20 protein-coding genes are annotated in these 25,943 nt (G+C 70.6%); 12 read left to right on the top strand and 8 right to left on the bottom strand.

What is annotated here, in order from left to right; genetic code table 11:
- Positions 1-25: 25 nt before the first annotated feature.
- From AB0K52_RS07655 to AB0K52_RS07635, 5 genes are all read right to left on the bottom strand, one after another.
- Entirely contained in the window at positions 26-1,264 is a 1,239-nt protein-coding gene (locus AB0K52_RS07655) for an ROK family transcriptional regulator (RefSeq protein ID WP_363527644.1), read from the bottom strand.
- A gap of 18 nt (positions 1,265-1,282) precedes the next feature.
- Complete coding sequence (locus tag AB0K52_RS07650; RefSeq protein ID WP_363527642.1) at positions 1,283-3,847, bottom strand: beta-galactosidase; 2,565 nt, start codon at positions 3,845-3,847, stop codon at positions 1,283-1,285.
- Positions 3,844-4,779 (bottom strand): carbohydrate ABC transporter permease, encoded by a 936-nt coding sequence (locus AB0K52_RS07645; protein ID WP_363527640.1) that lies wholly within the window; start codon positions 4,777-4,779, stop codon positions 3,844-3,846. The genes AB0K52_RS07650 and AB0K52_RS07645 overlap by 4 nt, the downstream gene beginning before the upstream one ends.
- Positions 4,779-5,666: a sugar ABC transporter permease gene (locus AB0K52_RS07640; RefSeq protein ID WP_363528391.1), complete on the bottom strand. Its 888-nt coding sequence runs from the start codon at positions 5,664-5,666 to the stop codon at positions 4,779-4,781. The genes AB0K52_RS07645 and AB0K52_RS07640 overlap by 1 nt, the downstream gene beginning before the upstream one ends.
- 91 nt (positions 5,667-5,757) lie before the next feature.
- Entirely contained in the window at positions 5,758-7,029 is a 1,272-nt protein-coding gene (locus AB0K52_RS07635) for a sugar ABC transporter substrate-binding protein (protein WP_363527637.1), read from the bottom strand.
- A 274-nt stretch (positions 7,030-7,303) separates the two neighbouring features.
- Here AB0K52_RS07635 and AB0K52_RS07630 point away from each other — a divergent pair, with 274 nt between their 5' ends.
- Together AB0K52_RS07630 and AB0K52_RS07625 are read left to right on the top strand one after the other, a co-directional pair.
- Complete coding sequence (locus AB0K52_RS07630) at positions 7,304-9,055, top strand: ABC transporter substrate-binding protein (RefSeq protein WP_363527634.1); 1,752 nt, start codon at positions 7,304-7,306, stop codon at positions 9,053-9,055.
- Between the two features lie 142 nt (positions 9,056-9,197).
- Complete coding sequence (locus AB0K52_RS07625; protein WP_363527631.1) at positions 9,198-10,157, top strand: cation diffusion facilitator family transporter; 960 nt, start codon at positions 9,198-9,200, stop codon at positions 10,155-10,157.
- A gap of 50 nt (positions 10,158-10,207) precedes the next feature.
- On the opposite strand, the gene AB0K52_RS07620 is transcribed toward AB0K52_RS07625, so the two are convergent.
- Complete coding sequence (locus AB0K52_RS07620; protein ID WP_208494112.1) at positions 10,208-10,669, bottom strand: peroxiredoxin; 462 nt, start codon at positions 10,667-10,669, stop codon at positions 10,208-10,210.
- 147 nt (positions 10,670-10,816) lie between these two features.
- Positions 10,817-11,212, bottom strand: coding sequence for a DUF3052 domain-containing protein (locus tag AB0K52_RS07615; RefSeq protein ID WP_363528388.1), 396 nt, complete (start codon positions 11,210-11,212; stop codon positions 10,817-10,819).
- A 397-nt stretch (positions 11,213-11,609) separates the two neighbouring features.
- On the opposite strand from AB0K52_RS07615, the gene aceE reads away from it, so the two are divergent.
- A complete protein-coding gene (gene aceE / locus AB0K52_RS07610; protein WP_363527628.1) occupies positions 11,610-14,342 on the top strand; it encodes a pyruvate dehydrogenase (acetyl-transferring), homodimeric type in 2,733 nt (910 codons plus the stop codon).
- Positions 14,343-14,485: 143 nt separating this feature from the next.
- Here aceE and trxA read toward each other — a convergent pair whose 3' ends face one another.
- Positions 14,486-14,878, bottom strand: coding sequence for a thioredoxin (trxA, locus tag AB0K52_RS07605; RefSeq protein WP_363527625.1), 393 nt, complete (start codon positions 14,876-14,878; stop codon positions 14,486-14,488).
- 116 nt (positions 14,879-14,994) lie between these two features.
- Between trxA and AB0K52_RS07600 the strand changes: the two genes are divergently transcribed.
- The 9 genes from AB0K52_RS07600 to AB0K52_RS07560 all read left to right on the top strand — a co-directional run bounded on the left by AB0K52_RS07600 (position 14,995) and on the right by AB0K52_RS07560 (position 25,894).
- Positions 14,995-16,164, top strand: coding sequence for a helix-turn-helix domain-containing protein (locus tag AB0K52_RS07600; RefSeq protein ID WP_363527622.1), 1,170 nt, complete (start codon positions 14,995-14,997; stop codon positions 16,162-16,164).
- A gap of 93 nt (positions 16,165-16,257) precedes the next feature.
- Positions 16,258-17,193 carry an ACP S-malonyltransferase gene (locus tag AB0K52_RS07595; protein ID WP_363527620.1) on the top strand — a complete coding sequence of 312 codons (936 nt, stop codon included), beginning with the start codon at positions 16,258-16,260 and terminating at the stop codon, positions 17,191-17,193.
- Positions 17,190-18,143, top strand: a complete 954-nt coding sequence (locus tag AB0K52_RS07590) for a beta-ketoacyl-ACP synthase III (protein WP_363527618.1) — start codon at positions 17,190-17,192, stop codon at positions 18,141-18,143. The genes AB0K52_RS07595 and AB0K52_RS07590 overlap by 4 nt, the downstream gene beginning before the upstream one ends.
- Positions 18,144-18,169: 26 nt before the next feature.
- A complete protein-coding gene (locus tag AB0K52_RS07585) occupies positions 18,170-18,406 on the top strand; it encodes an acyl carrier protein (RefSeq protein ID WP_363528385.1) in 237 nt (78 codons plus the stop codon).
- Positions 18,403-19,626, top strand: coding sequence for a beta-ketoacyl-ACP synthase II (gene fabF / locus AB0K52_RS07580; protein ID WP_363528382.1), 1,224 nt, complete (start codon positions 18,403-18,405; stop codon positions 19,624-19,626). Before AB0K52_RS07585 ends, fabF begins: the two co-directional genes overlap by 4 nt.
- Positions 19,627-19,951: 325 nt before the next feature.
- On the top strand, positions 19,952-21,142 hold the full coding sequence (locus tag AB0K52_RS07575) for a DUF418 domain-containing protein (RefSeq protein WP_363527615.1): 1,191 nt from the start codon (positions 19,952-19,954) through the stop codon (positions 21,140-21,142).
- Between the two features lie 157 nt (positions 21,143-21,299).
- The gene (locus AB0K52_RS07570; RefSeq protein WP_363527613.1) at positions 21,300-22,496 is read left to right on the top strand and encodes a DUF418 domain-containing protein; all 1,197 of its coding nucleotides are present in this window, start codon (positions 21,300-21,302) and stop codon (positions 22,494-22,496) included.
- An 82-nt stretch (positions 22,497-22,578) separates the two neighbouring features.
- Positions 22,579-23,118, top strand: a complete 540-nt coding sequence (locus tag AB0K52_RS07565) for a hypothetical protein (protein ID WP_363527610.1) — start codon at positions 22,579-22,581, stop codon at positions 23,116-23,118.
- 100 nt (positions 23,119-23,218) lie between these two features.
- On the top strand, positions 23,219-25,894 hold the full coding sequence (locus tag AB0K52_RS07560) for a Dyp-type peroxidase (protein WP_363527608.1): 2,676 nt from the start codon (positions 23,219-23,221) through the stop codon (positions 25,892-25,894).
- Positions 25,895-25,943 lie beyond the last annotated feature (49 nt).

The raw sequence follows: 25,943 nt of genomic DNA, 5'->3' as shown, positions 1-25,943 counted from the left end.
TGCGACAGCGCCGCCGGAACGACGGTCAGATGGCCGTGGGCACCCGGGTGGTCACCAGGCCCACGTCGCCGAGGAAGCGCTCCAACGCGATGGTGGCGATGCCCGTGGCGACCGAGTTGCCGCGCACCGTGGACACCTCGATGGCGAGGTCGGCGGCGGAGTCGCCGGGGGCCTCCTCGAGCACGCGGCGGCGCACGGCAGGGACGAGGTGGTCGCCCAGCGCCCACGCCGTCCACCCGGTCAGGGTGATCATCTCGGGGTTGACGATCGCGCACAGGTCCGCGATCGCCGAGCCGAGGTACCGGGCCGTCAGCTCCAGCGTCTCGGCCAGCGCCGGGTGCGCGGGCGGTTCGAGCGCGGCCGCGAGCGCCCCGATGAACTCCCGCTGCATCGGCACCGACGACAGCGGGTGCTCGGGGGCGATCGCGGCGAGCGTCTGCTGGATGCCCGCCGCGCCCACATAGGCCTCGACGCAGCCCATGCGCCCGCAGCGGCATGTGCGGCCGTCGAGGGCGAGGAGGCTGTGGCCCCACTCCCCCGCGCCGTTCTGGGCGCCGCGCAGGATGGTGCCTTCGAGGACGATCCCGGCGCCCACGCCGGTGCCGAGGTTGACGGTGATCATGCTCTTGTGGCGGCGGCCGGCGCCGAACCAGAGTTCGGCGGTGGCGATGGCCTTGAGCGGGTTGTCGACGACCATGGGCAGGCCGATGCGCTCGCGGAGGCGGTCGACGTGGAGCCACGGCGCGTTCGGCACCACGACGGCGACCTCGGCGCGGCGCTGCATGCCGCCGGGGAGCGAGATGCCGACGCCGAGCACGTCGTCGCGGCCCGCCGGGGCGCCCTCGGCCGCGCTTCGCGAGAGAGCGCGGTCGAGGGCCTCCACGATGGCGTCCGCGATGGAGTCGTGGTCGTCGTGGTGCTCGTCGGTCGCCACCTCGGCGGAGGCGAGCTCGTCGAGCGCCGAGTCGAACACGGTCGCCCGCACGTACGTCTCGGCGACGTCGACGCCGACGATGCGGCCGCGGCTGCCGTTGAGCCGCAGCGTGGTCGTCGGCCGCCCGATGCGCCCGCCGGTGCGGCGGGCCTCGGTGACGATGCCGCCTTCGAGCAGGTCGCTCACCACGGTCGCGACCGTGGCGTTGCTCAGGCCCGTCTCGGCGGCCAGCTCGCCCCGGCTCGCCTCGCCCGCCGCCAGCAGCGCGTGCAGCACGTCGAGCCGCGACTCGCTGCGGATGTCGCGCGAGGTGCGCCTGGTGACGGCCATGTGGACTCCTGGTCGGGGTTATTCGGGCGAGGCGGCGGCGGTGACGCGCTCGAGGCGCGGCCGGTCGCCGCCGGCGGTGCCGTGGACCAGCAGGCGCACTGCGCCGGTGTTCCATGATCCCGGAATCCACAGTCGCCCGGGGTCCCCGCCGGTGAACTTCGGGCGGGCGGCGTCGTCGAGCCACACGCGCCCCAGTAGTTCGCCGTTCGCGAACGCGCTGACGCGCAGCTGCCCGCCCTCGAACCGCAGGGACCGGCCGCCGGCCGGGACCGGCACGTCGAGCCAGACCTCTTCCCCCGCTTCGAGTTCGAGCGGCAGCTCGATCACGGTCCCGGCACTGTCCTTCGCGGACAGCGCGAGGAGGGCGTGGTCGGCTTGCGCCTCGACCTGCCAGTCTCGCACAGCCTCGAGGCGCAGGAGCGTCGCACCGCCGCCGTCGACGGGCCAGTGCGCCATGGTGATCGCGACCTCGCGGCCCTCACCGGGACCGAAGTGGACCCAGGGGTCGTCGGGGCTCACGATGGCCGACGCGCCGTCCGCGGTGATCTCGACCGGGGTCTGGAGCCCGGCGAGGTGCAGCGCGTAGTGGCTGGTGCCGTCCACGGGCAGGGCGCGCCGGTACGTGGCCGGTCGTCCGATCCGGGTGCTGCTCCAGCCCGCGAGGGTCCGCACGGGGGCGGGGTCGCCGGCCCACTGCGCGCCGCCGCCGACGGTCCACAGTGAGGCGACGTCCTCGCTCGAGGCGATCGACCAGACGCGGCCGAGTCCGCGCAGCGACCCGATCGCGAGGCCGGGCAGGCGCGAGTCGTCGAAGTTCGCGTGGCCCCAGGTCTCCACGGTCGCTTCGAGCCGCGAGGCGCCGTCGACCGGGACGCGCACGGTGGCGCCGAACCGTGCGAGGCTCGGCAGCGCGGTGCCGTCGAGCGCGAGGTCCACGATGTCGCCCGCGCCTTCGATGAGCAGTTCGGTCGCGCCCGCGACCGAGGCCGCGTAGTGGGTGCGGCCGCGGTAGACGCCGATGGCCTCCGAGGTCGGGGGCAGTTCGTGCGCCGTGGTCTCGCCGGTGCGGGTCTCGAGGTCGAGACGGGTTGCGGCGGTGAGGCTCTCGGGTTCGGGCAGCGCCGGGGAGATGACGCCGGGGGCGCCGTCGGGCGCGGCCACGTCCTCGGGGTGGTGGACCACGACGGTCCAGCGGTCCCCGCCGGAGGCGACCTCGGTGACGACCGAGCCGCCGCGCTGGGGCGCGTCGACCTCGACGACCTGCGCGCCGCCGGCGCCTTCGAGCACGATGGTGCTCGGGACGCGGGAGGCGAACTCGAGGCCGCCGTCGGCGCTCACGAGGTCCGCCGAGGCGAACTTCAAGGTGCCGGGCAGGCCGAAGCCCGCGAGCGGGAGGTCGCGCAGGACGAGCGCGCACGAGAAGGGCGCCAAGGCGATCGAGACGCCGCCGACGGCGGCCGTCCCCGGTTCGTCGCCGAGGTTCGGGACGCCGGTCAGCGTGCCGCCGCCGTCCAGGACGAGCTGCGACGGGGACGCGCTGGTGGGCACGTCCGCGCTGATGCCGCGGGCCTCGACGGTCGTCGCGCGGGCCAGGGCCGGGCCGAGGGTGCGGGCGAGGGCCGCGAGGACGCGGGCCTCGGCCGACTCGGCGCGGGCCTCGCCCACCGGGGACAGGTAGCCGCCGAAGTCGTAGTCGTGGGTCATGAACCCGCCGGGGTCGCCCCAGTTGCCGGTCGAGGGCGTGTACCCGAAGTCGTAGCCGGAGGCCTGGAGGTAGGGGGCGAGGAGGGTCGCGCCGCTGGCCATGAGGCGCCGGAGCGTGGTGTGCGCCCGGTTGGTCTCGGTGACGAGCAGCGGGAGCCCCTGGGCGCCCACGAGATCGGCGTACCGGCGCACTTCGGCCTCGACGAACGGCGAGCGGTCGTCGGGGTAGAAGTTGAACGCCGGGGCGACGCCCTCGACGCCGCCGGTGGCGCCGACGAGGTCGCCCTGGCCGGCGCAGGCGACGAGCGGCACGTCGATGCCGTGGCCGAGCGCCATGTCCCGCAGGGCGGTGAGGTAGGCGTGGCGGTCGTGCGTGTCGAAGAAGTCGAGCTCGTTCTCCAGCTGCACGGCGACCACGCTGCCGCCGCGGCCCCACTGGCGTTCGGCGAGGATCGGCATGGCCTGGTCGAACCAGCGGCCGACCTGCGCGAGGAACTTCGGTTCCGCTTGGCGCAGTTGGAGTCCGTCTTCGAGCGCGAGCCAGGAGGGCAGCGCGCCGCCGTCCCATTCGGAGCAGATGTACGGGCCCGGGCGGGCGATGACGGCGAGGCCGGCGGCGTGGGCGAGGTCGAGGAACGCGCCGACGTCGCGGCGGCCCTCGAAGTCCCATGCGCCCGGGGCGGTCTCGTGGAAGTTCCACGGGAGGTAGACGTCGATCGCGCGGTATCCGGTGGCGCGCACCTGCGCGAGCCGCGCCTCCCATACTTCGCGGGGGAGCCGGAAGTAGAACAGCGACGCGCACAGGAGCGTCTCCTCGCGGTCGTCGAGGACGAGCCCAGAGCGTCCGAGCCGGACGGTCGCGGTGGACAGATCAGTCACTTCACACCAGCACTTCCACCTTGGAGGTTCATTTCGTACAGGTACTTCTGGCCGAGGTAGTAGATGACGATCATCGGCAGGGTCAGGATGATCGATCCGACCATGACGAGGTTCCACGGCGGCAGCTGCAGGGAGTTGCTGGTGGAGGTCATGTACTGCAGGCCGAGGGCGAGCGGCATCTGCTCTTCGGCGTTGAGGTAGATGAGCGGGCCCATGAAGTCGCCCCACGCGTGCGTCAGCGTGAAGATCGCGATGGCGGTGAGGATCGGCCACATCATCGGCAGGATGATCCGGCGGTAGACGCCGAAGTAGCCGAGGCCGTCGACCTGGGCCGCCTCGTCGAGTTCGTTGGAGATGCGGGAGACGAACTGCCGCACCAGGAACACGTTGAAGGCGTTGGAGAAGAAGTTCGGGATGATCAGCGGCAGGTAGGTGTTGACCCAGCCGAGCTCCTTGAACAGCAGGAACTGCGGGATCATGGTGATCTGCGCGGGGATCATCATGGTGGCGAGGACGATCATGAACATGACGCCCTTGCCGGGGGCCCGCAGCCGCGCGAAGGCGTAGCCGACGAGCGAGGACGACAGCACCTGGCCGACCGCCGAGAGCGTGGCGATGAGGACCGAGTTGGTGATGAACCGCCCCACGGGGAGCCCGGTCGCGGTGAACACGTCGGTGAAGTTCGTCCAGGTGAACTCGGTCGGGAAGACCGTGAACCCGTTGGCGGCGCTGGTCTGGTCGCTGGCCAGCGCGATCGAGATCATCAGGATGAACGGCACGAAGAACAGCGCCGAGACGACGATGAGGACCGCGTACGTGGCCGGCGAGGCCTTGAAGACCGAGAGGCGCCGCTGCGCGTGGTCCTGGTCCTTCTTGGGGCCCTTGGCGACCGGTTCGTCGGCGGTCGCGGGGATCTGGGCGGCGATGGCCATTACCGCACCTCCGTCTCGTAGAACACCCATTTGCGGGACGTGCGGAACGCGACCGCGGTGAAGAGCATGATGACCACGAACAGCAGCCAGGCCACGGCCGAGGCGTAACCGAAGTGGTAGAAGCCGAAGGCCTCTTCGAACAGGAGCGGCACCATCATCTGGCTGGCGTTGTCCGGGCCTCCCGCGGTGAGGATGTACACCTGCGAGAAGATCTGGAACGAGCCGATGAGGCCCATGATGAGGTTGAAGAAGATCACCGGGGTGATCTGCGGGAACGTGACCGACCAGAACTGGCGGAACGATCCGGCGCCGTCGATCTCGGCGGCTTCGTAGAGCTCGCGCGGGATGCCGTTCATGGCCGAGAGCAGGAGCACCGTGGCGCCGCCCGCGCCCCACGCGGAGAGCACGATCAGGGCGGGCTTGACCCAGTTCTCGTCGAGGAGCCAGTCGGGGCCCGAGATGCCGAACCAGCCGAGCAGGTCGTTGAGCGGGCCGGAGGGCGCGAGGACCATCTTGAAGACCATCGCGGTCGCCACGAGCGGGACGAGCGTCGGCAGGTAGATGAAGGTGCGGAAGAGCTTGCGGCCCTGCACCCGCTTGTTGAGCAGGTTGGCGAGCCAGGTGCCGATGACCAGGCCCAGCGGGACGGAGATGAGCGCGTAGTAGAAGGTGTTCCAGAGGGCCTTCCAGAAGATGGGGTCCTCGGTGAGCGCTTCCTTGTAGTTCTCCAGCCCGACCCATTCGGGCGGGGTGAACGAGTCCCATTCGGTCAGCGAGATGTAGACCGAGGCGATCATGGGGCCGAGCAGGAACCCGACGAATCCGATCAGCCACGGCGAGATGAAGAGCCAGAAGTACAGCGCTTCCTTCTTGCTGCGGCGGGACATCTTGGCGGGGCGGCGCCCGCCGGCGCGGCGCGCAGTGCGCGCCGCGCCGGGGGCTTCGCCGATGGCGTTCGACGACATTGGGTGCGGTCCCCTACTCGATGACCGACTCGAGCTGCGTCTGGATCTTGTCGAGTTCGGTCTTGGCGTCGCCGCCCTCGTTCCAGAAGGTGCCGAGGTTGTCGTCGAAGGTCGCCTGCATCTCGTTCCACTCCGGGATGAACGGGGCGCGGAAGATGAAGCTGGAGGACTCGCCGAAGGCGCCCATGTTCAGGCCCTCGGGGGCCCACTCGGGGCTGAGGAAGGCGTCGGACTGCTGGACCTGGATGTTGGCCGGGACGTCCTGGGCCTTGTCGATGATGACCTCCTGCGCCGCGGTGTCGGTGAGGAAGTCGATGGCCTCGAAGGCCTTCTCGGGGTTCTCGCTGTCGCGGGTGATGGAGAGGCCGGAGCCGAAGGCCGAGACGGCCTGCTCCTGGCCGCGCCACAGCGGCGCGATGCCCCAGTTGATGTCGGACTCGAGGAGGCCGCCGATGCCCCAGAAGCCGGTCGCGTTCATCGCGACGGTGCCGGCGGCGAAGGCGGGGTCGCCGCCCATGTCCGGGCCCATGTCCGCGTACTCGGCCGCGGTGGGCGCGACGTGGTACTTGTACTGGAGGTCGTTGGCCCACTGCAGGGCGTCGACGACCTCAGGGGAGTTGACGGCGGGCTTGCCGCCGTCGTCGATGATCTGGCCGCCGTTCTGGTAGGCGAAGCTCCACCACTGGGCCCACCAGCCCGCGCCGGAGAAGCCCCACTGCTCGCCGGGGATCGTCAGCTTCTCCATGGCCGCCTGGGCGTCCTCCTGGGTCCACTCGGCGGTCGGGTACTCGACGCCGGCCGCGTCGAAGAGGTCCTTGTTGTAGTAGAGGATCATCGCGCCGGAGCGGTCCGGGATCGCGTAGGTCTGGTCCTCGTAGGTGTAGAGCGAGCCGACGGGGCCGAAGCGCTCCTCCATGTTGAGGCCGGACTCTTCGATGTACTCGTCGAGCGGCAGGAGCTGGCTCTTGGACGAGTAGGAGTTGACGTTCTCGGCGACCTGCATGATGTCGGGCCCGTCGCCGCCGGCGATCATCGTCTGGACCTTCTGGGCGTACTGGTCCGAGGGGATGAGCTGCAGCTCGATCTTGGTGTCGGGGTTCTCGGCCTCGAAGAGGTCGATACGGGCCTGGTAGGTCTCCTTGTCGAGGTCCCCGCCCCAGACGACCATCTTCAGCGTGCCGTCGTCGCCGGATTCGCCTCCGCCGCACGCGGCCAGGGCCGCCGCGCCGAGCAGCGCCGTGGCGCCGAGGGCGACGCCCCTTCGCCAATAAGCCTTGTCCACCATGTCTTCCGCCTCCTTGCGGTACGGGGGTTCGGACGCCGGCGGGCCGCCGGCGCGAGTTAAGACAAGGCAAAATCTAACCCATAGATAAAGGGTTGGATAGATGTGACGGATAACGATTTCGACGCGATGACGATGGGATGACCGGACGACGGTGGCGATCGCCGCGCCGAGAAGCTAGTATTCCTATCGTTTTACTAGAGTTCCATTTCGGGCGGCAATATGGTGTGATGTCGCCAGTAAGAACTTCCCCCTGAATGACGCGAAAGAGCCTGCTATGCCCAAAAAGCTACGCGGCCGAGCCACCGCCCTCGCCGCCACCGCCGCCGCCCTCATCCTCGTCCTGACCGCTTGCGGCGGTGAGGAACCCGCCGAGACCGGCGTCGGCTTCGAGGACTGCCTCACCGAACCGACCACGTGCAACTCCGGGCCGCGCGCCGAAGGCGGCGACCTCGTCTGGGCCGTCGGCGGCAAATGGGAGGCCTGGGGCCAGGCCGACATCTACGGCTCCAGCCTCTCCACATCGATCATCAACCAGCCGCTGCGACCCACCGTCTTCACCTACGACCAGAACGGCGAGATCCACTACAACGACGGCATCTACTCCGAAGGCCCCGAACTCCTCTCGGAAACCCCGCTCACCGTCGCCTACCACCTCAAGCCCGAGGCCACCTGGGGCGAGGGCACCCCGATCGGCCTCGACGACTTCCTCTGGCACTGGAAGGCCACCTCCACCGACGACGCCCAGTGCGCCGGCTGCACCCCCGCCACCGAGTACGGCTCCCACGTCGCCTCGATCGAGCAGGGCGAGGACGACACCATCGTCGTCACCTACCAGGACGGCTACCTCGACGCCGAGTGGTACGCCGCGCAGGTGATCACGCACCCCGCGCACATCGCCGAGGCCCGCGGCCACGCCGACTGGCGCACCGACCCCGAGGTCATGGCCGCGTCCGTCGCCGACTTCTCCGAGAACCCGCCCCTGGACTACAGCGCCGGACCGTTCAAAATGGTCGAAGGCGCGCTCGGCGACTACGCGAAGTACGTGCCGAACCCCGAGTGGACCGGCTCGCAGCGGTCCACGCTCGACTCTCTGACGCTCAGGTACATCGAAGGCGCCGACGCCATGGCCACCGAGCTGCGCCAGGGCACCGTCGACGGGGCCGCGCCGTCCAGTTTCGACCCCGAGATCCTCGACCAGCTCGCCGCCGACCCCGAACTGAAGTACAGCGTCGCGCCGCAGTCCGGCTGGTCCCACATCGACGCGAACTTCGACAACCCGTTCCTCGCCGCCGAACCGCTGCGCCGCGCGATCTTCACCGCGATCAACGCCGACGAGATCAACGCCCGCGCCTACGGCACCGCGTTCGAGGACACCGAGACCATGACCAACGTGCTCTTCCGGCCCGGCTCGGAGTACCACACCGACCAGATCGGCGACTCCGGCCTCGGCTCGGGCGACCAGGAGGCGGCCCGCGCGATCCTCACCGAAGCCGGGTACACCTGGGACGGCGACGCGCTCCTCACCCCCGAGGGCGAGCCGGTCTCGCTGCGCTTCCGCACCGGCATCGAAGGCGAGGCCTTCACGCCGATCATCCAGGACCTCGTCATCACCTACCTCGGCGACCTGGGCGTCGACGTCAAGACCGACCCGATCCCGCGCGGCGAGCTGAACACGGTGCTCGAGGCCCGCGACTGGGACCTCATCCTCTTCTCCTGGATCGAGACCCCGCTGTTCGCGTCCTCCGCCGCCGACTACTGGGGCGAGGGCAACCACACCGGGTTCCAAGACGACGAAGTGGACGCCATCGTCGCCGAGCTCGCCACCACCCTCGACCGCGACAAGGCCGCCGAGCTCAACAACCGCGCCGCGCAGATCTCCCTCGACCACGCGGTGCAGCTGCCGCTGGCGTGGACCCCGCAGCTGGTCATGGTCAACCGGGACGTCGTGAACGTGCGCGACAACTGGGCGACCACCATGCGGGTCTTCTACAACGTGGGCGAATGGGGCTTCCTCGAAGAGGAATAGAGGGCGTAGGCCCGAAGAGGAATAGAGGGCGCAGCCTGGACGAGAGCGCCACGGGCTGAGCAGGATCAGAGGGCCGGGAGCGCGTCGCCGCTCCCGGCCCTTTCTCTTCCCGCCGCACTGCTGCTCGCCTAGGCTCGAGGGCGTGAACGGTGCAGCGGCAGAGGTGAAATCCGAGAGCGTGGTGACCGTCCTCGTCGCCGCGCTCATGAACCTGGGCATCACGATCGCGAAGCTCATCGCGGGCCTCCTCGGCGGATCGGCGGCGATGGTCTCGGAGGCCTCGCACTCGATGGCGGACACCGTCACCGAGATGATGCTGTACGTCGCGCTTCGCAACAGCGCCAAGGCCCCGGACGCGGCGCACCCCTTCGGCTACGGCAGCACCGCGTACCTGTGGGCGGCGCTGGCGGCGGCGTTCACGTTCGTGGCGGGCGGCCTGTTCTCGATCACGCACGGCTTCCACTCCCTCCACGACGAACCCGCGGACGACTACCTGCTGTCCTATATGGTCCTGGGCATCTCGTTCGTCCTGGAGGCGATCTCCTTCGCGCGGACGATCGTGCAGCTGCGCGGCGAGTCGAAGCGGTGGTCGGTGCGCCCGAGGACGCTCCTGCGCCACACCCCCGACACGAGTCTGAAGGCCGTGTTCCTCGAGGACCTCGCGGCGCTCATCGGCCTCGGCCTGGCCGCGACCGGCCTGCTGTTCACCGAGGCCACCGGCGACCCGCTGTACGACGGGGCCGCCTCGATCCTCATCGGCGTGCTGCTGCTCGCGGTCGCCGTGGTGCTCGGCCACGCGAACGTCTCGCTGCTGATCGGCAAGAGCCTTCCGCCGCGGTTCCGGCAGGCGGTGCGGGACGAGATCGAGGCGGGCGAGGACATCACGGCCGTGCAGGAGCTGCTGACCCTCCAGCTCGGGCCGGCCTCGGTGATGGTCGCGGCGAAGGTCGACTTCCGCGACGGCGCGAGCGGCGAGGCGATCGAGCGCAGCTGCCGCGAGCTCGAGGCCCGGCTGCGCGAGCGCTACCCGATGGTCATGTACGTGTTCCTGAGCCCGTGGGGCGACGCCGAACCGGGCCGCGGCGCCGAACCGAGCCCCTGACATGCGAAAGGGGCCGCCGGGCGAACCCGGCGGCCCCTTCTCTGCTCGTCTTACGCCAGCTCGGAGAGGGCCTTCTGCCAGGCGCCCTGGTCGCGGGCCTCGCCGGGCATGTTCATCTCGGCGAAGCGGACGACGCCCTGCTTGTCGATGACGAAGGTGCCGCGGTTCGCCATGCCCTTCTCGTCGTTGAAGACGCCGTAGGCCTGGGCGACCTCGCCGTGCGGCCAGAAGTCGGACAGCAGCGGGAACTCGAAGCCCTCGCGCTGCGCCCAGACCTTGTGGGCGAACGGGGAGTCGACGGAGACGCTGAGGACCTGCACGTCGTCGCTCTGGTAGGCGTCGAGGTTGTCGCGGATGCCGCACAGCTCGCCCTCGCACACGCCGGTGAACGCGAACGGGTAGAACACGAGCAGGACGTTCTTCTCGCCGAGGAAGTCGGCGAGGCTGACCTCCTGGTTGTTCTGGTCCTTCAGGGTGAAGGCGGGGGCCTTGGTTCCGGTCTCGATCGGCATGCGCGCTCCTCGCGGTGCGGCCCTCGGCGAGGGCCATGGGTACCTGACGCGCTGAACGTTAGCGGCAGGCCGCGGCGCGCGTCACCGCGCCCGCCCCGAGTCCGCGCCTCGTCTCAGCGCCACCTGTCGGCGTCGCCGGCGCCGCCCTCAGCGGCGGGCGACGACCATGCGGGACGCGACCCAGTCCGGGGAGGCGTTCAGAGTCTTCGTCGACTTGAGCCCGGCGAGGGTGGTGGACTCCTCGATGTCGGCGGGCTCGATGTGGCCGGGCCGCCCGGCCTTGGGGGTGAGGAGCCAGACGACGCCGTCGTCGGCGAGCGGGTCGCGGGCGTCGAGGAGGAGGTCGACCAGGTCGCCGTCCTCTTCGCGGCACCACAGGAGCACCGCGCCGACGATCTCGTCGGAGTCCTCGTCGAGGAGCTCCCCGACGGCCTCGATGACGGCGCTGCGCAGGGCGGCGTCGACGTCGGTGTCGAAGCCGATCTCCATGACGGACTCGACGCCTTCGAGTCCGAGTCGCTGCACCACGCTCGATGAGTCCACCGGGCTGCTCGGAGCGTTCACTTCGTCCCCTCCATAGGTCAGGCTGCCAGAGCGTCCCGCTCTGCTCTGCAACAGCATATGAAGTAGACCATATGAGGCGTGGCATATCCAGATCTCGCGCACGCGGCAAAAGCGGGCCCCGAGCGGTTCGCAAAGCCGCCGAGGGGGCTTCGTGCGGACACGTTCACATGCCCGTGATCCCGCTTGCCGAGACGGCTTTCACAGCGCCGCAGGTGAGCGCGTTTCACAGCTTCGGGGAGTGTGGGCGCGGTCGCATCAAGGCGGGTGGGTGGACGATGCTCGCGGTAGATTCAAGGGAGGATGGTAGAAAACGATGACACTCTGCTGCCTGAAGAGCAACCCTGCAAAGCCGCAGTCTTAGAACGAGGGATCGCCCGTGACCACGGAACAGAACCGGCCGCCCATCAGTGACGGATTGCCGACCCAAGGACCGGACACTGACCCTGGGGAGACCAGCGAGTGGCTGGAATCCCTGGACGGCCTCCTCGACGGCGGCGGGCGCACCCGTGCCCGCTACGTCATGCAGCGACTGCTCGAGCACGCCCGCAAGCGCCAGATCGGCGTACCGGCGTCCACGAGCACCGACTATGTGAACACCATTCCGGTGGAGGCCGAGCCGCACTACCCCGGCGACGAGGCCGTCGAGCACCGCATCCGCTCGTTCGTGCGCTGGAACGCGGCGATGACGGTCCACCGCGCGCAGCGACCCGGCATCGGCGTGGGCGGCCACATCTCGACCTACGCCTCCGCGGCGAACCTCTACGAGGTCGGCTACAACCACTTCTTCCGCGGCCGCGACCACGAGGGCGGCGGCGACCAGATCTTCTTCCAGGGCCACGCCTCCCCCGGCATGTACGCCCGCTCCTTTGTGGAAGGCCGGCTGACCGAGGACGACCTCGACGGCTTCCGCCAGGAGGTCTCGCGCCCCCAGGGCGGCCTGCCGTCCTACCCCCACCCGCGCCTCATGCCCGACTACTGGCAGTTCCCCACCGTGTCGATGGGCCTCGGCCCGATCAACGCGATCTACCAGGCGCTCTTCAACCGCTACATGGACGACCGCGGCCTCAAGGACACCAAGAAGCAGCAGGTCTGGGCCTTCCTCGGCGACGGCGAGATGGACGAGGTCGAGTCCCGCGGCGCGCTGCAGTTCGCGGCCGGCGCCGAGCTCGACAACCTCACCTTCGTCGTCAACTGCAACCTCCAGCGCCTCGACGGCCCGGTGCGCGGCAACGGCAAGATCGTCCAGGAGCTCGAGTCGTACTTCCGCGGCGCGGGCTGGAACGTCATCAAGGTCATGTGGGGCCGCGAGTGGGACCCGCTCCTGGCCGCCGACGCCGACGGCGCGCTGGTGAACCTCATGAACACCACGCCCGACGGCGACTTCCAGACCTTCAAGGCCGAGTCGGGCGCGTTCATCCGCGAGCACTTCTTCGGCCGCGACACCCGCACTAAGGCGCTCGCGCAGCCGCTGTCGGACGACGACATCTGGAACCTGCGCCGCGGCGGCCACGACGACCGCAAGATCTACGCCGCGTACAAGGCCGCGATGGACCACGAGGGCCAGCCGACGGTGATCCTCGCGCACACCGTCAAGGGCTACAAGCTGGGCTCGACCTTCGAGGGCCGCAACGCGACCCACCAGATGAAGAAGCTCTCGCTCGACGACCTCAAGGGCTTCCGCGACGCGCTCGAGATGCCCGTCACCGACGCGCAGCTCGAGGCCGACCCGTACCTGCCGCCGTACGTCAAGCCCGAGGCCGGTTCGGCCGAGGACGAGTACCTGAAGGCCCGCCGCGCCGCCCTCGGCGGGGCGATCCCCAAGCGCCGCAACACGGTCATCCCGCTGAGCCTGCCCGGCGAGGAGGCGTACAAGTCGACCAAGCGCGGTTCGGGCAAGCAGAAGGCCGCCACCACGATGGCGCTCGTCCGCCTGCTCAAGGACCTCATGCGGGACAAGGAGACCGGCAAGCGCTGGGTCCCCATCATCCCGGACGAGGCCCGCACGTTCGGCATGGACGCGATGTTCCCGACCGCGAAGATCTGGTCGACGCACGGCCAGCAGTACCTGTCGGTGGACCGCGACCTGTTCCTCTCCTACAAGGAGTCCGAGCAGGGCCAGCTGCTGCACGTGGGCATCAACGAGGCCGGTTCGATGGCCGCGTTCACCGCCGCGGGCACGGCGGGCGACACGCTCGGCGAGCCGATGATCCCGTTCTACATCTTCTACTCGATGTTCGGGTTCCAGCGGACCGCGGACGCGATCTGGGCCGCCACGGACCAGCTCGCGAACGGCTTCCTCATCGGCGCCACCGCCGGGCGGACCACGCTCAACGGCGAGGGCCTGCAGCACGAGGACGGCCACTCGCTGCTCCTGGCGCACACCAACCCGGCGGTCGTCTCGTACGACCCGGCGTACGGCTACGAGATCGGGCACATCGTCCAGGACGGCCTGCGCCGCATGTACGGCGAGGGCGAGCACGTCTTCTACTACATGACCGTGTACAACGAGCCGATCGTGCAGCCGGCCGAGCCGGAGAACGTGGACGTCGAGGGCATCCTCAGGGGCATCCACAAGGTCCAGTCCGCCCAGGGCTCCGGCCCGCGAGTACAGCTGCTGACCTCGGGCTCGGGCATGTCCTGGGCCGTGAAGGCCGCGGAGCTGCTCGAAGCGGACTGGGGCGTGGCCGCCGACATCTGGTCGGTCACCTCCTGGACCGAGCTGAGCCGCGACGGCATCGAGGCCGACCGCCACAACCTCCGCCACCCGGAGGCCGAGAAGCAGATCCCGTACGTGACCTCGAAGCTCTCGGGCGCCGAGGGGCCGTTCATCGCCGTCAGCGACTACATGCGGGCCGTCCCGGACCTCATCAGCCGCTGGGTGCCGGGCGACTACACCTCGCTGGGCACGGACGGCTTCGGCCACTCCGACACCCGCGGGGCGCTGCGCCGCCACTTCAACGTCGACGCCGAGTCGATCACCGTGGCCGCCCTCCAGCAGCTCGCCGCCCGCGGCGAGGTCAAGCCGGAGCTGGCCGCCCAGGCCGCCGCGAAGTACCAGATCACCGACCCGACCGCCGCCGAAGCCGGCGAGGCGGGCGGCGACTCCTAAGGAACGCGCGAAGGCGGGGCCGCGAGCGGATGCTCGCGGCCCCGCCGCCGTTCGGGCGGCATACGCGGACGGGCGGGACGCCGAGGCGTTCCGCCCGTCCGCGTATGCCGCCCGCCGCCTGCCGCCGCGGGGCGTTCTTCGGACTAGTGCGCGTGGCCCTCGTGGTCGTGGCCCTCGGCCTCTTCCTTCTCGATCTCGGCGCGCACGGCGTCCATGTCGAGCTCCTTCACCTTGCCGATGATCTCCTCGAGCGCGGCCGGCGGGAGCGCGCCGGGCTGGCTGTAGAGGAGGATGCCGTCGCGGAAGGCCATGAGCGTGGGGATCGACTGGATCCCGGCCTCGCCCGAGAGCTCCGGCTGGTCCTCGGTGTCGATCTTGCCGAAGACGACGTCGGGGTGCTTCTCGCTCGACGCCTCGAAGGTGGGCGCGAACATCTTGCACGGGCCGCACCATTCCGCCCACCAGTCCACCAGCACGATGCCGTTGCCCGTGACGGTCTCCTCGAAGTTGTCCTTGGTCAGCTCAACCGTGGCCATGGGGCCGCCTCTCTGTCGTCGGTTCTTCGTGCTCTTCCGCGCAACAGTAGTGGCGGCCGAGCTATTCCGACAGACGGCCATGCGCGGCGCTCGCCACGTCTGGCAGGCTATAGGGCATGGATCTGGCCACGACCATTCAGAACATCGAACGCTCCTCGTCGGCGCTGACGACCCAGTCGCTCACCCGGATGGACGAACGCCTCCCCTGGTTCCGCGACCTCCCCGCCGAGCAGCGCTCCATGGTCACCCTGGTGGCGCAGGCCGGCGTGCGGCAGTTCCTCGAGTGGCTGCGCAACGGCGGCGAAGACCTCGGCACCTCCGACATGGTCTTCGAGGCCGCCCCCGTCGAGCTCGCCCGCGCGATCAGCCTCCAGCACACCGTCGCCCTCATCCAGGTCGTCATCGACGTGGTCGAGGAGCAGGTGCCCCAGCTCGCCGCCGAAGGCGAGACGGACCAGCTGCGCGAGTCGGTGCTGCGCTTCAGCCGCGAGATCGCGTTCGCCTCCGCGCGCGTGTACGCGCGCGCCGCCGAGACCCGGGGCGCCTGGGACGCGCGACTCCAGGCGATGCTCGTCGACGCGCTCCTGCGCGGCGACAACTCCGACGAGCTCATCTCCCGCGCCGCCGCCCTCGGCTGGTCCGAGACGCAGACGATCACCGTCGTCTGCGGCGCCACCCCCGGCGGCGAGGCCACCCTCGTGCTCCACTCCGTCCAGCGCGCCGCCAGGCGGCTCGGGCTCGACATCCTCGCGGGCGTCCACGGCGCCCGCCTCGTGCTCCTCCTCGGCGGCGTCAAAGAGCCCGTCGAGATCGTCGAGAAGCTCACCGGGCAGTTCGGCGACGGCCCGGTCGTGGTGGGCCCCACCGTGAGCGGTCTCGCCGACGCCTCCGCGTCCGCGCTCGCGGCCGTCGCCGGCCACCGGGCCGCCCCGGCCTGGCCCGACGCGCCCCGGCCCGTCACGGCCACGCAGCTCCTGCCGGAGCGGGCCATCGCGGGCGACGAGGAGGCCCGCCGGGCCCTGCGCGAGAGCGTCTACATGACGCTGCGCCGCGCGGGCGGCGAGCTGCTCGAGACCATGGACGCGTTCATCGCCTCCGGCGGTGTCCTCGAGGGCACCGCCCGCGAGCTGTACGTCCACCCCAACACCGTCCGCTACCGCCTGCGCCGTATCCAGGAGGTGACCGGTTTCTCCCCCACCGAGCCGCATGAGGCGTTCGTCCTCCGTGTGGGGTTGACCATAGGGCGCCTGGAGAACGCTTCAGGCACCCGGCGTTCTCGCAGTTGACAACGAGTGTTGTAGATTCCCTACAAGAACCGAACGGGCTTTCAGTCCTCCGACTGCTCCCGTATCTCCTGTTGTCGATGCGAAAGTCTTAGTGTGCTTGCCATTCTCGCCCCCGGGCAGGGCTCGCAGAAGCCCGGGTTCCTGACGCCGTGGATCGAATACGACCCCGCCGCCGAGGCCCGCCTGCGCGCCTGGTCCGATCTCGTCCAGCTCGACCTCGTGCACCTGGGCACCGCCGCCGACCAGGCCGAGATCACCGACACCGCGAACACCCAGCCGCTCCTCGTGGCCGCCGGGCTCCTCGCCGCCGAGTACCTGCCGGTCGCCGCCGCGAGCGTCGTCGCCGGTCACTCCGTCGGCGAACTCACCGCGCTCGCCCTCGCCGGGGTCCTCTCCCCCGAGGCCGCCGTACAGCTCGCCGCCGTCCGCGGCCGCGAGATGGCCGCCGCGTGCGCGATCGAGCCGACGACCATGGCCGCCGTCCTCGGCGGCGTCGAAGAGGACGTCCTCGCCGCGATCGAGAACGCCGGCGCCTGGCCCGCCAACCGCAACGGCGCCGGCCAGATCGTCGCCGCCGGACCGGTAGCCGCCATCGAGAAGCTCACCGGCAACCCGCCCGAGAAGGCGCGCGTCATCGCGCTCAAGGTCGCCGGCGCCTTCCACACCCCGCACATGGCCCCCGCGCAGGAGGCGCTCGAGGCCGCGGCCGCCGAGATCGAGGTCGCCGACCCGGTCCGCACGCTCCTGTCCAACCGGGACGGCAAGCCGGTGACCTCCGGCCGCCAGGCCCTCGACCAGCTCGTGGCCCAGGTCACGTCGCCGGTCCGGTGGGACGCCTGCATGAGTACGCTTGAAGCCATGGGCGTCACGGCGGTCGTGGAGCTGCCGCCTGCAGGTACGCTCACCGGCCTCGCCAAGCGGGCGCTCAAGGGCGTGGAGCGCGTCAACGTGAACACGCCCGACGAGCTTCACCTCGCCGCCGAACACGGCGCGCAGGCCGAATCCGACTCGAATGAAGGAGCCGAGTGAGCGTCAACGGATCGCGCGTCGTCAGCGTCGGGCACTACCAGCCGGAGAAGATCCTCACCAACGCCGACCTCGCCGAGATGGTCGACACGAACGACGAGTGGATCGTCTCGCGTGTCGGCATCAAGGAGCGCCGCATCGCCGCCGAGGGCCAGAAGGTCGCGGACCTCGCGATCGAGGCCGCCCGGAACGCGATGGCGAACGGCGGCTTCACCGCCGAGGACATCGACATGGTCATCGTCGCCACCGTCTCGGCGAAGGACCTGTGCCCCAACACCGCCTGCCGCGTCTCCGACGCCCTCGGCATCGGCGCCCCGGCGGCCATCGACATCAACACCGCGTGCTCGGGCTTCGAGTACGCGCTGGCCCAGGCCGACATGGCCATCCGGGTCGGCAGCACCAAGCGCGCCATCGTGATCGGCGCCGAGTGCCTCAGCGCGGTCACCGACTGGGAGGACCGCTCCTCGTGCGTCCTCTTCGGCGACGGCGCGGGCGCGGTCATCGTCGAGGGCACCGACGACCCGGAGCAGGCGATCAGCCCGGTCCTGTGGGGCTCGGACCCGTCGATGAGCGACGTCATCCGCATCGAGGAGGACGTGCCGTTCATCAAGCAGGCCGGCCAGACCGTGTTCCGGTGGGCCACCACCCAGCTCGCGCCGCTCATCGAGCAGGTCGCCGAGCGGGCGGGCCTGAAGGTCAACGAGCTCGCGGCCTTCGTGCCGCACCAGGCGAACCTGCGGATCATCCAGGGCATCGCCAAGCGCCTCGACTTCAGCGACGACTGCGTCATCGCCGAGGACATCGTCTACTCCGGCAACACGTCCGCGGCATCGGTGCCGCTGGCGCTGTCGAAGTTGGTACAAAGTGGCAAGGTGGCCTCCGGCGCCCCGATCCTCCTGTTCGGATTCGGCGGCGGACTCACCTACGCCGGGCAAGTCATCCGCTGCCCGTAATTATCGAGAGGAAATAACTCATGGCTCTGTCTCGTGACGAGATCCGCGAAGGCCTGTCCGACATTCTCGAAGAGGTCGCGGGCGTCAACCCCGACGATGTCGCCGACGGCAAGTCCTTCACCGACGACCTGGACGTCGACTCGCTCGCCATGGTCGAGGTCGTCGTGGCCGCCGAAGAGAAGTTCGGCGTGAAGATCCCCGACGACGAGGTCGCCAACCTCAAGACCGTCGGCGACGCCGTCTCCTTCATCGAAAAGGGCTGAATGTGACTGAGGTAGTCGTCACCGGGCTCGGCGCGACCACCCCGCTCGGCGGGGACGTGGCGTCGACCTGGGAAGCACTCGTGGCCGGTCGGTCGGGCGTCCACCTGCTCGAGCACGAATGGGCGCAGGAACTCCCCTGCCGCATCGCCGCCGAGCTGGCGGTGGAGCCGTCCGAGGTCCTGCCCCGGGTCCGGCTGCGCCGTCTGGACCGCTCCGAGCAGATCGCGCTCGTCGCGGCTCAGCAGGCGTGGAACGACGCGGGGCTGAACGACGACCTCGAGAAGGAACGCCTGGGCGTCGTCTTCGGTTCCGGCATCGGCGGGGCGCTGACGCTGCTCGCCCAGGACGACATCCTGGAGGAGAGCGGCGCCCGCAAGGTCTCCCCGTTCACCGTGCCCATGCTCATGCCCAACGGCCCCGCGGCCGTGGTCGGCCTCGAGTTCCACGCCCGCGCCGGCGTGCACGCCCCCACCAGCGCGTGCGCCACCTCGGCCGAGGCGATCTCGTGGGCCGCCGACATGATCCGCGTCGGCCGCGCCGACGTGGTCATCGCCGGCGGCGCCGAGGCGGTCATCGGCGGCCTGCCGATGGCCGGGTTCTCCTCGATGAAGGCCATGTCGACCCGCAACGACGACCCGACGCACGCCTCCCGGCCCTGGGACCGCGACCGCGACGGGTTCGTCATGGGCGAGGGCGGCGGCGCCCTGATCCTGGAGCGCCGCGACCACGCCGAGGCGCGCGGAGCGAAGATCTACGCGGTCGTGGCGGGCTCCGGCCTGACCTCCGACGGCTTCGACATGGTCCAGCCCGACCCGGAGTGCCGGGGCGGCGGCCGGGCGATGGCGGCGGCGATCAAGCAGGCCGGCATCGACCCGAAGGAGATCGGCCACGTCAACGCCCACGCCACCTCCACCCCGGTCGGTGACATGGCCGAGGTCAAGGGCGTCAAGCGCGAGGTTGGCGACCACCCGGTGCTGACCGGCACCAAGTCCATGACCGGGCACCTGCTCGGCGGGGCCGGCGCGGTCGAGTCGATCGCGACGATCCTGGCGATCGTCGAAGGGGTCATCCCTCCGACCATCAACCTGGAGAACCCGGACCCGGCCCTGGACCTGGACGTGGCGGCGAACGAGGCCCGCAAGGTCGAGCTGAACGCGGCGCTCAACACGGCCTTCGGCTTCGGCGGCCACAACGCGGCGCTCTTGTTCACGAAGGCGTAGCCGGAGTGAACCGGAAGCGCAGCACGAAGGCGTAGCCGGAGTGGACCGGAAGCGCAGCACGAAGGCGTAGCCGGCTTGGCGTTTCGCGCCAAGGCGTAAGCGGCACAAGAACATTGAAAGGCCCCATCGCTGAACGCGATGGGGCCTTTCGTCTCCCTGCGGCCCGTAGTACCGGGGTACCACCCACGGGTCCGTGCTCCTTCTCGAGAACGAGCCGAGTCCGTCCCGCGGACGGGTGTGCCGCGCGGCGCACGGCACTAGCGTGGAGCACGCCCGGTCGTCAGTGGACGGCCGGGACCATGAACCCGCAGAGGAGCCCCTTGCCATGACCGCAGCCCCTGCCGTGAGCCCCAGCGGCCCGCCGGCGCCGATCGCCAAGGCCGAGCGGTCGCTCGCCCCCGACATCGCGCGGGGCGGGATGCTGCTGTTCATCGCGCTCGCGAACGTCCCCAACCACCTGTGGGGCATGGGCGTCGACGAGTACGGGCGCAACACCGGCCAGTCGGCCGCCGACCATGTCGCGCTGTTCATGGAGCAGCTGGTCGTCGCCGAGCGGTCGCGGCCGATGTTCGCGATCCTGTACGGCTTCGGGATCGCGGTCATGGCCTCGCGCATGTTCGCGCGCGGCATGGAGCCCAAGGGGGTCCGCAAGGTCCTGCGCCGCCGCTCGTGGTGGCTGCTCGCGTTCGGCTTCCTGCACGCCACGTTCCTGTTCGCGGGCGACATCCTCGCCCCGTACGGGGCCGCGGGGCTGGTCGCCCTGTTCTTCGTCAACCTCTCGGACAGGTCGCTCAGGCGCTGGCTGTGGGGCAGCTCGATCTACCTGGTGCTCGTCGGCCTCCCGCTCCTGGCCGTGCTCCTCGGCGAGAGCGGTCCGCCCGTCGAGTCCACTCGGCCGCCCTATGTGGAGCAGATGATCGGAGGCGCCTCCACTTCCGTCCTCCTCAGCTTCGTGAGCGTCCTGGTCGCCCTGTTCATCCCGCTCATCATCGTCGGCATGACGCTCCACCGGGCGGGCTGGATCGACCACCCCGAGGCGCACCTGCCCGCGCTCAAGAAGGTCTTCATCACCGGCATGGCAGTGAACGTCCTCAGCTCGCTTCCCCTGGCGCTCATCGGACTCGGCGCCTGGGAGCCGCCGACGCTCCTGTTCATCGCCGCCATGTACCTGACGCTCCTGGGCGGCCTCTACGCCGGGATCGGGTACATCTGCGGCTTCGCGCTCCTGGCCCACAAGCTGCGCGGCTTCGGCCGCCGCGGCGTCCCCGGCGCGCTGGCGGCGGTCGGCGAGCGGTCCCTCACCAGCTACCTGCTGCAGTCGTTCATCATGGCCCCGCTGCTCACCGCCTGGGGCTTCGGCCTCGGCGAGAACATGGGCTACCTGGCGGCGTTCGGCATCGCCTTCGGGACCTGGCTGGTCACCGTGCTCGTCGCGGTCGCGCTCGACAAGGCCGGCAAACGCGGCCCCTTCGAGGTGCTGCTGCGCCGCCTCACCTACGGCCGCAGACGGGCCTGATCCACCCTGGGTACGACGGGGGTCCTTCCGGGGCATGAGGCGGTTCGGTACCGCAGGCTGCAGCCTTCGACGGGGGCTGGCACTACCGTGAAATCAGGCCTTTTCCCTTACGCTGAAACCGGAAATCAGCACCCGCACGTCTCCGAAGGAGCCCGTCGTGTCCACTTCGACCCCTATTGCGGCCGCCAGCCCGCCAGGCGCGCCCGCTTCGATCACGAAAGCCGAGCGGTCACTCGCCCCTGACATCGCGCGCGGCTTCATGCTCCTGTTCATCGCGCTCGCGAACGTGCCGGTCCACCTGTGGGGCATGGAACTCGACAGGTACAACCACAACACCGGCCAGTCGGCGGCCGACCACATCGCCTATTTCCTCGAGCAGCTGCTCATCGCCGAGCGGTCGCGCCCGATGTTCGCGGTCCTCTACGGCTTCGGCATCGCCATCATGGCCTCGCGCATGTTCGCGCGCGGCATGGACGCCAAGGGCGCCCGCAAGATCCTGCGCCGCCGCTCGTGGTGGCTGCTCGCCTTCGGGTTCCTGCACTCGGTGTTCCTGTTCTACGGCGACATCCTCGCCCCTTACGGCGCGATGGGCCTGATCGCCCTGTTCTTCGTCAGCCTCTCCGACAAGTCGCTCAAGCGGTGGCTGTGGGGCTCGATCGCGTACGTCGTGCTCATCGGCAACGTGATCATGGCGTACTTCTTCACTTCGAGCACGCCGCCCGGGCTGGACCTCCCGCCCTATGTCAACCAGATGGTGTTCGGCGCGATGGCCTCGCCCGCCGGCGTCCTCGGCATCACCGTCTCCGGTTCGTTCTTCCCGCTGATCATCGCGGGCATGATGCTCCACCGCGCGGGCTGGATCGAACGCCCCGAGGCGCATCTGCCGCAGTTGAAGCGGGTCTTCATCACCGGCATGATCGTGAACGTGGCGACCTCGCTTCCCGTGGCGCTCATCGGACTCGGCGCGTGGGAGCCTTCGACCCCCGTGTGGGTCGGCTCGGTCTACCTGACGCTCCTGGGCGGCCTCTACGCCGGGATCGGGTACATCTGCGGCTTCGCGCTCCTGGCCCACAAGCTGCGCGGCTTCGGCCGCCGCGGCGTCCCCGGCGCGCTGGCGGCGGTCGGCGAGCGGTCCCTCACCAGCTACCTGCTGCAGTCGTTCATCATGGCCCCGCTGCTCACCGCCTGGGGCTTCGGCCTCGGCGAAGACCTGGGGTACCTGGCGGCGTTCGGCATCGCCTTCGGGACCTGGCTGATCACCGTGTTCGTCGCGGTCGCGCTCGACAAGGCCGGCAAACGCGGCCCCTTCGAGGTCCTTTTGCGCCGCCTCACCTACGGCCCCAAGCGGGCCTGAGGACCGCCGTTTCCGACACCCCCGCGTCGCATTGCCGACGCGGGGGTTCCGCGCGTTTCGGGCGGCGTGCCACAATACGCCAGTGCTAGTGAGGCAGACGCCGTTCCGACTGCTGCGGGCCGCCGTGTTCGCAGCGGTCTCGGCGTCCGCTTCGCTCCTGCTGCACCTGTGGAGCGGCGGCCTCGCGCCCGGCCCGCTCCAGTTCGCCGCCGCCCTCGCGCTGCTGTTCGCGGCCGCGTACGCGATCGGCGGCCGCCAGCGCGGGTTCCTCGTCCTCACGCCGCTGTGCCTCGCCGCGCAGTTCGGGCTGCACGAGTTCTTCGAGCTGGGCGCCACCGCCACGGCGGGCCACGCGCACGGCGCGGGCCTGAGCATGTGGCTGGTGCACCTCGCGGCGGCGTTGGCGCAGGCGTCGTGGCTGGCGCGCGGCGACGCCGCGTTCGCGAGGCTGCTCGACGCGCTCACGCTGTACTTCGCGCGCGCGGTCCGGGTGCTCGGCGCCGGGCTCCTCGTGGCGATCCGGCCGCGCCGGGTCGCGCTGCGGGCGCAGGCGCCGCGTCCGGTCCCGGCGGTGCGCACCGCCATCTCGCATCGCGGTCCGCCGCGGTTCGCTTTCTCCTGAGTCCTTTTGTCCCCCAGCGCGTTCGGCGCTGACTCCTGCCCTCGATCAGGCGTGCCCCGTGTGCGGCCGCCTGCTCCCAGGGCTGCTCAGAAAGCGAACCATGTCGAATAGATCAAGGATTTCGGCTGCCCTCAGGCGGCCGCTGCTCCGGCTGCATAGCTACGCCGGGATACTCATCGCCCCGTTCCTGCTGGTCTCGGCTTTGACCGGGCTGGCCTACGCGCTCTCGTACCCGCTTGAGGACGCGCTCTACGCCGACCTGCGGACCGTCGAGCCCGGCAGTGAGCGGTTGGGCCTCGCCGCGCAGGTCGAGGCCGTCACCGCGGCCCACCCGGACTGGACCGTGACGGCGGTGCGGCCCGCCGCCGAGGACGACGCCTCGACGGCGGTGCTCGTCGACGACGGCGTCGCCCGCGAGTCGGGCGCGGTCGCGGTCGTCTACGTCGACCCGTACACCGGCGACGTGCTCGGCGAGTCGACCTCGTACGGGTCCTCGCAGGCCGGTCCGGTGCGCGAGTGGATCTCGACGCTGCACCGCAACCTGCACCTGGGCGAGCCGGGCCGCCTCTACAGCGAGCTCGCGGCGAGCTGGCTGTGGGTGGTGGCCCTGGGCGGGCTCGTCCTCTGGCTGACCCGCCGGCGCCGCAACGGCGGGCTGCTCTACCCGAAGCCGGCCGGCGCGGGCCGGTCCCGGACGCTCGCGTGGCACGGCCCGGTGGGCCTGTGGCTGGTCGCGGCCCTGCTGTTCCTGTCGGTCACCGGTCTGACCTGGTCGCGGTACGCGGGCGAGCACATCGCGGACCTGCGCGAGGCCCTGAGTTGGACGACGCCGTCGGTCTCCGTCGAGGCCGCGGGCGACCACGGCGGTCACGGCGGGCACGACCACTCGGGTGCGTCGGGCGCGTCGCCGTTCGCGGTGGCGCTCCTCGACAGCGTCTATGCGGCCGCGCGCGACGCGGACATGAACGGCCCCTTGCAGATCACGCTGCCCACCGGGGCCGGCACCCGGTACCTGGTGGCCGAGACGCACCGGGCCCTGCCGCTCGAGCAGGACCAGATGGTGGTGGACACCGCGTCGGGCGCACCGGAGGTGGCCGAGGAGCTGCGGTTCGCGGACTGGCCGTTCATGGCGCAGGTGACGAACGTGTTCATCGCCGCGCACATGGGCCTGCTGTTCGGCCTCGCGAACCAGCTGCTGCTGGCGGCGGTGATGGTCGCGCTGCTGTGCGTGATCGCGTGGGGCTACCGGATGTGGTGGCAGCGCCGCCCCGAGGGCGGGCTCGTCGGGCGGCCGTATCCGCGCGGGTCGCTGCGGCGCCTGCCGTGGCCGCTCGTCGCGGGGATCGTCGTCGCCGCCGTGGGCGTCGGCTGGTGGTTCCCGCTCTTCGGCCTCTCCCTGGCCGCGTTCGTCGCGATCGACGTCGCCATCGGCCTGTGGCAGCGGTTCAGGAAGCCGCCCAAGGAGAACGAGGACGGCGAGGCCCGGATCTCCCGTCGCGCGGCGCTCGCCGGCGCCACCATCTCGGCGGCCGTCGGCGCGGGCGCGGGCATGGCGATCGCGTCGTCCCGGCCCGACGACGGCGAAGCCGCCGCTGACACCGCGAGCGTGGAGCCGTTCTTCGGGGAGCGGCAGGCCGGGATCGAGACGCCCGCGCAGGCGCACGCGCTGTTCGCGTCGTTCACCCTGTCCGGCACCGACCTGGCGTCCGGCGCGGCGCTCGACGCGTCCGCGGTGGCCGCGAATCTGCGAGCGCTGCTGCAGGACTGGTCGGCGGTGGCCGCGGCGCTGGCCGCGGGCGAGGCGCCGCCGAAGGCGAGGATCGACGGCGACGACCAGTTCGACGCGGAGGCGGTGGCGGCGGGCCTGGACCCGGCGCGGCTGACGGTGACGTTCGGGCTCGGCCCGGGCGCGTTCGCCAAGACCGGGCTGGGGCGGGTGCAGCCGTCGAAGCTGGTGGAACTGCCCGAATTCGACGGCGACAGGCTCAACCCGGCCTGGTCGGGCGGCGACCTGCTCGTGCAGATCTGCGGCGACGACCAGCAGGTGGTGAGCGGCGCGTTCTTGGAGCTGCGGAAACGCGCGGTCGGCCTCGCGGCGCTCGGCTGGGTGCAGCAGGGGTTCTCGTCGCGTCCGGCCGGGGGCGGGACGCCGCGGAACCTCATGGGGTTCAAGGACGGCAGCGCGAACCCCGAGGTCGGGTCGGAGGCGTTCGACTCGCGGGTGTGGGCGGTCGACGCGGAGCCGGCGTGGTTCGAGGGCGGCACGTACCTGGTGTTCCGCAAGATCCGGATGCGCCTGCCCGACTGGTCGATGCTCTCGCGGGACGACCAGAACCTGACGTTCGGGCGCGAGCGCGACTCGGGGGTGCCGCTGAGCGGCGGCGGCGAGTTCGACCACCCGGACTTCACCGCGCTCGACGCCTCCGGGCTGCCCGCGGTCCCGGCGGACTCGCATATCGCGGTCGTGCACGACGCGCCGATGGTGCGGCGCGGCTACAACTACGACTACGGGTTCCTCACCCAGGGCGACGTGAGCTCCGACGCGGCCGCGGACGGCCACCTCGACGGGCACATGCACGCCGAGCACCCGTACGACGCGGGGCTGCTGTTCGTGTCGTTCCAGGCCGATCCGCAGGCGTTCGTCGACGCGCAGGAGAAGATGGCGGCCTCGGACCGGTTGAGCGAGTTCGTCACCGCCGAGGGCAGCGGGGTGTTCGTGCTCCCGCCGGGCGCGCCCGAGGGCGGCTACGTCGGCCAGGGGCTGTTCGAGGCCTGAGGATGACGGCGGCGGTGCGGGCCGTCCGGGAGGGCGGCCCGCACGGCGC

It is taken from the genome of Glycomyces sp. NPDC049804, from assembly GCF_040674615.1.
GTDB classification, from domain to species: Bacteria; Actinomycetota; Actinomycetes; order Mycobacteriales; family Micromonosporaceae; genus Glycomyces; species Glycomyces niveus.
This window is presented reverse-complemented; position numbering and strand designations above follow the sequence as displayed.

Excerpts from the sequence above, each read along its gene's own strand:
- AB0K52_RS07655 (WP_363527644.1), bottom strand. The coding sequence starts at position 1,264 with ATGGCCGTCACCAGGCGCACCTCGCGCGACATCCGCAGCGAGTCGCGG.
- AB0K52_RS07645 (WP_363527640.1), bottom strand. The coding sequence starts at position 4,779 with ATGGCCATCGCCGCCCAGATCCCCGCGACCGCCGACGAACCGGTCGCC.
- AB0K52_RS07640 (WP_363528391.1), bottom strand. The coding sequence starts at position 5,666 with ATGTCCCGCCGCAGCAAGAAGGAAGCGCTGTACTTCTGGCTCTTCATC.
- AB0K52_RS07635 (WP_363527637.1), bottom strand. The coding sequence starts at position 7,029 with ATGGTGGACAAGGCTTATTGGCGAAGGGGCGTCGCCCTCGGCGCCACG.
- AB0K52_RS07630 (WP_363527634.1), top strand. The coding sequence starts at position 7,304 with ATGCCCAAAAAGCTACGCGGCCGAGCCACCGCCCTCGCCGCCACCGCC.
- AB0K52_RS07620 (WP_208494112.1), bottom strand. The coding sequence starts at position 10,669 with ATGCCGATCGAGACCGGAACCAAGGCCCCCGCCTTCACCCTGAAGGAC.
- trxA (WP_363527625.1), bottom strand. The coding sequence starts at position 14,878 with ATGGCCACGGTTGAGCTGACCAAGGACAACTTCGAGGAGACCGTCACG.
- AB0K52_RS07600 (WP_363527622.1), top strand. The coding sequence starts at position 14,995 with ATGGATCTGGCCACGACCATTCAGAACATCGAACGCTCCTCGTCGGCG.
- AB0K52_RS07575 (WP_363527615.1), top strand. The coding sequence starts at position 19,952 with ATGACCGCAGCCCCTGCCGTGAGCCCCAGCGGCCCGCCGGCGCCGATC.
- AB0K52_RS07560 (WP_363527608.1), top strand. The coding sequence starts at position 23,219 with ATGTCGAATAGATCAAGGATTTCGGCTGCCCTCAGGCGGCCGCTGCTC.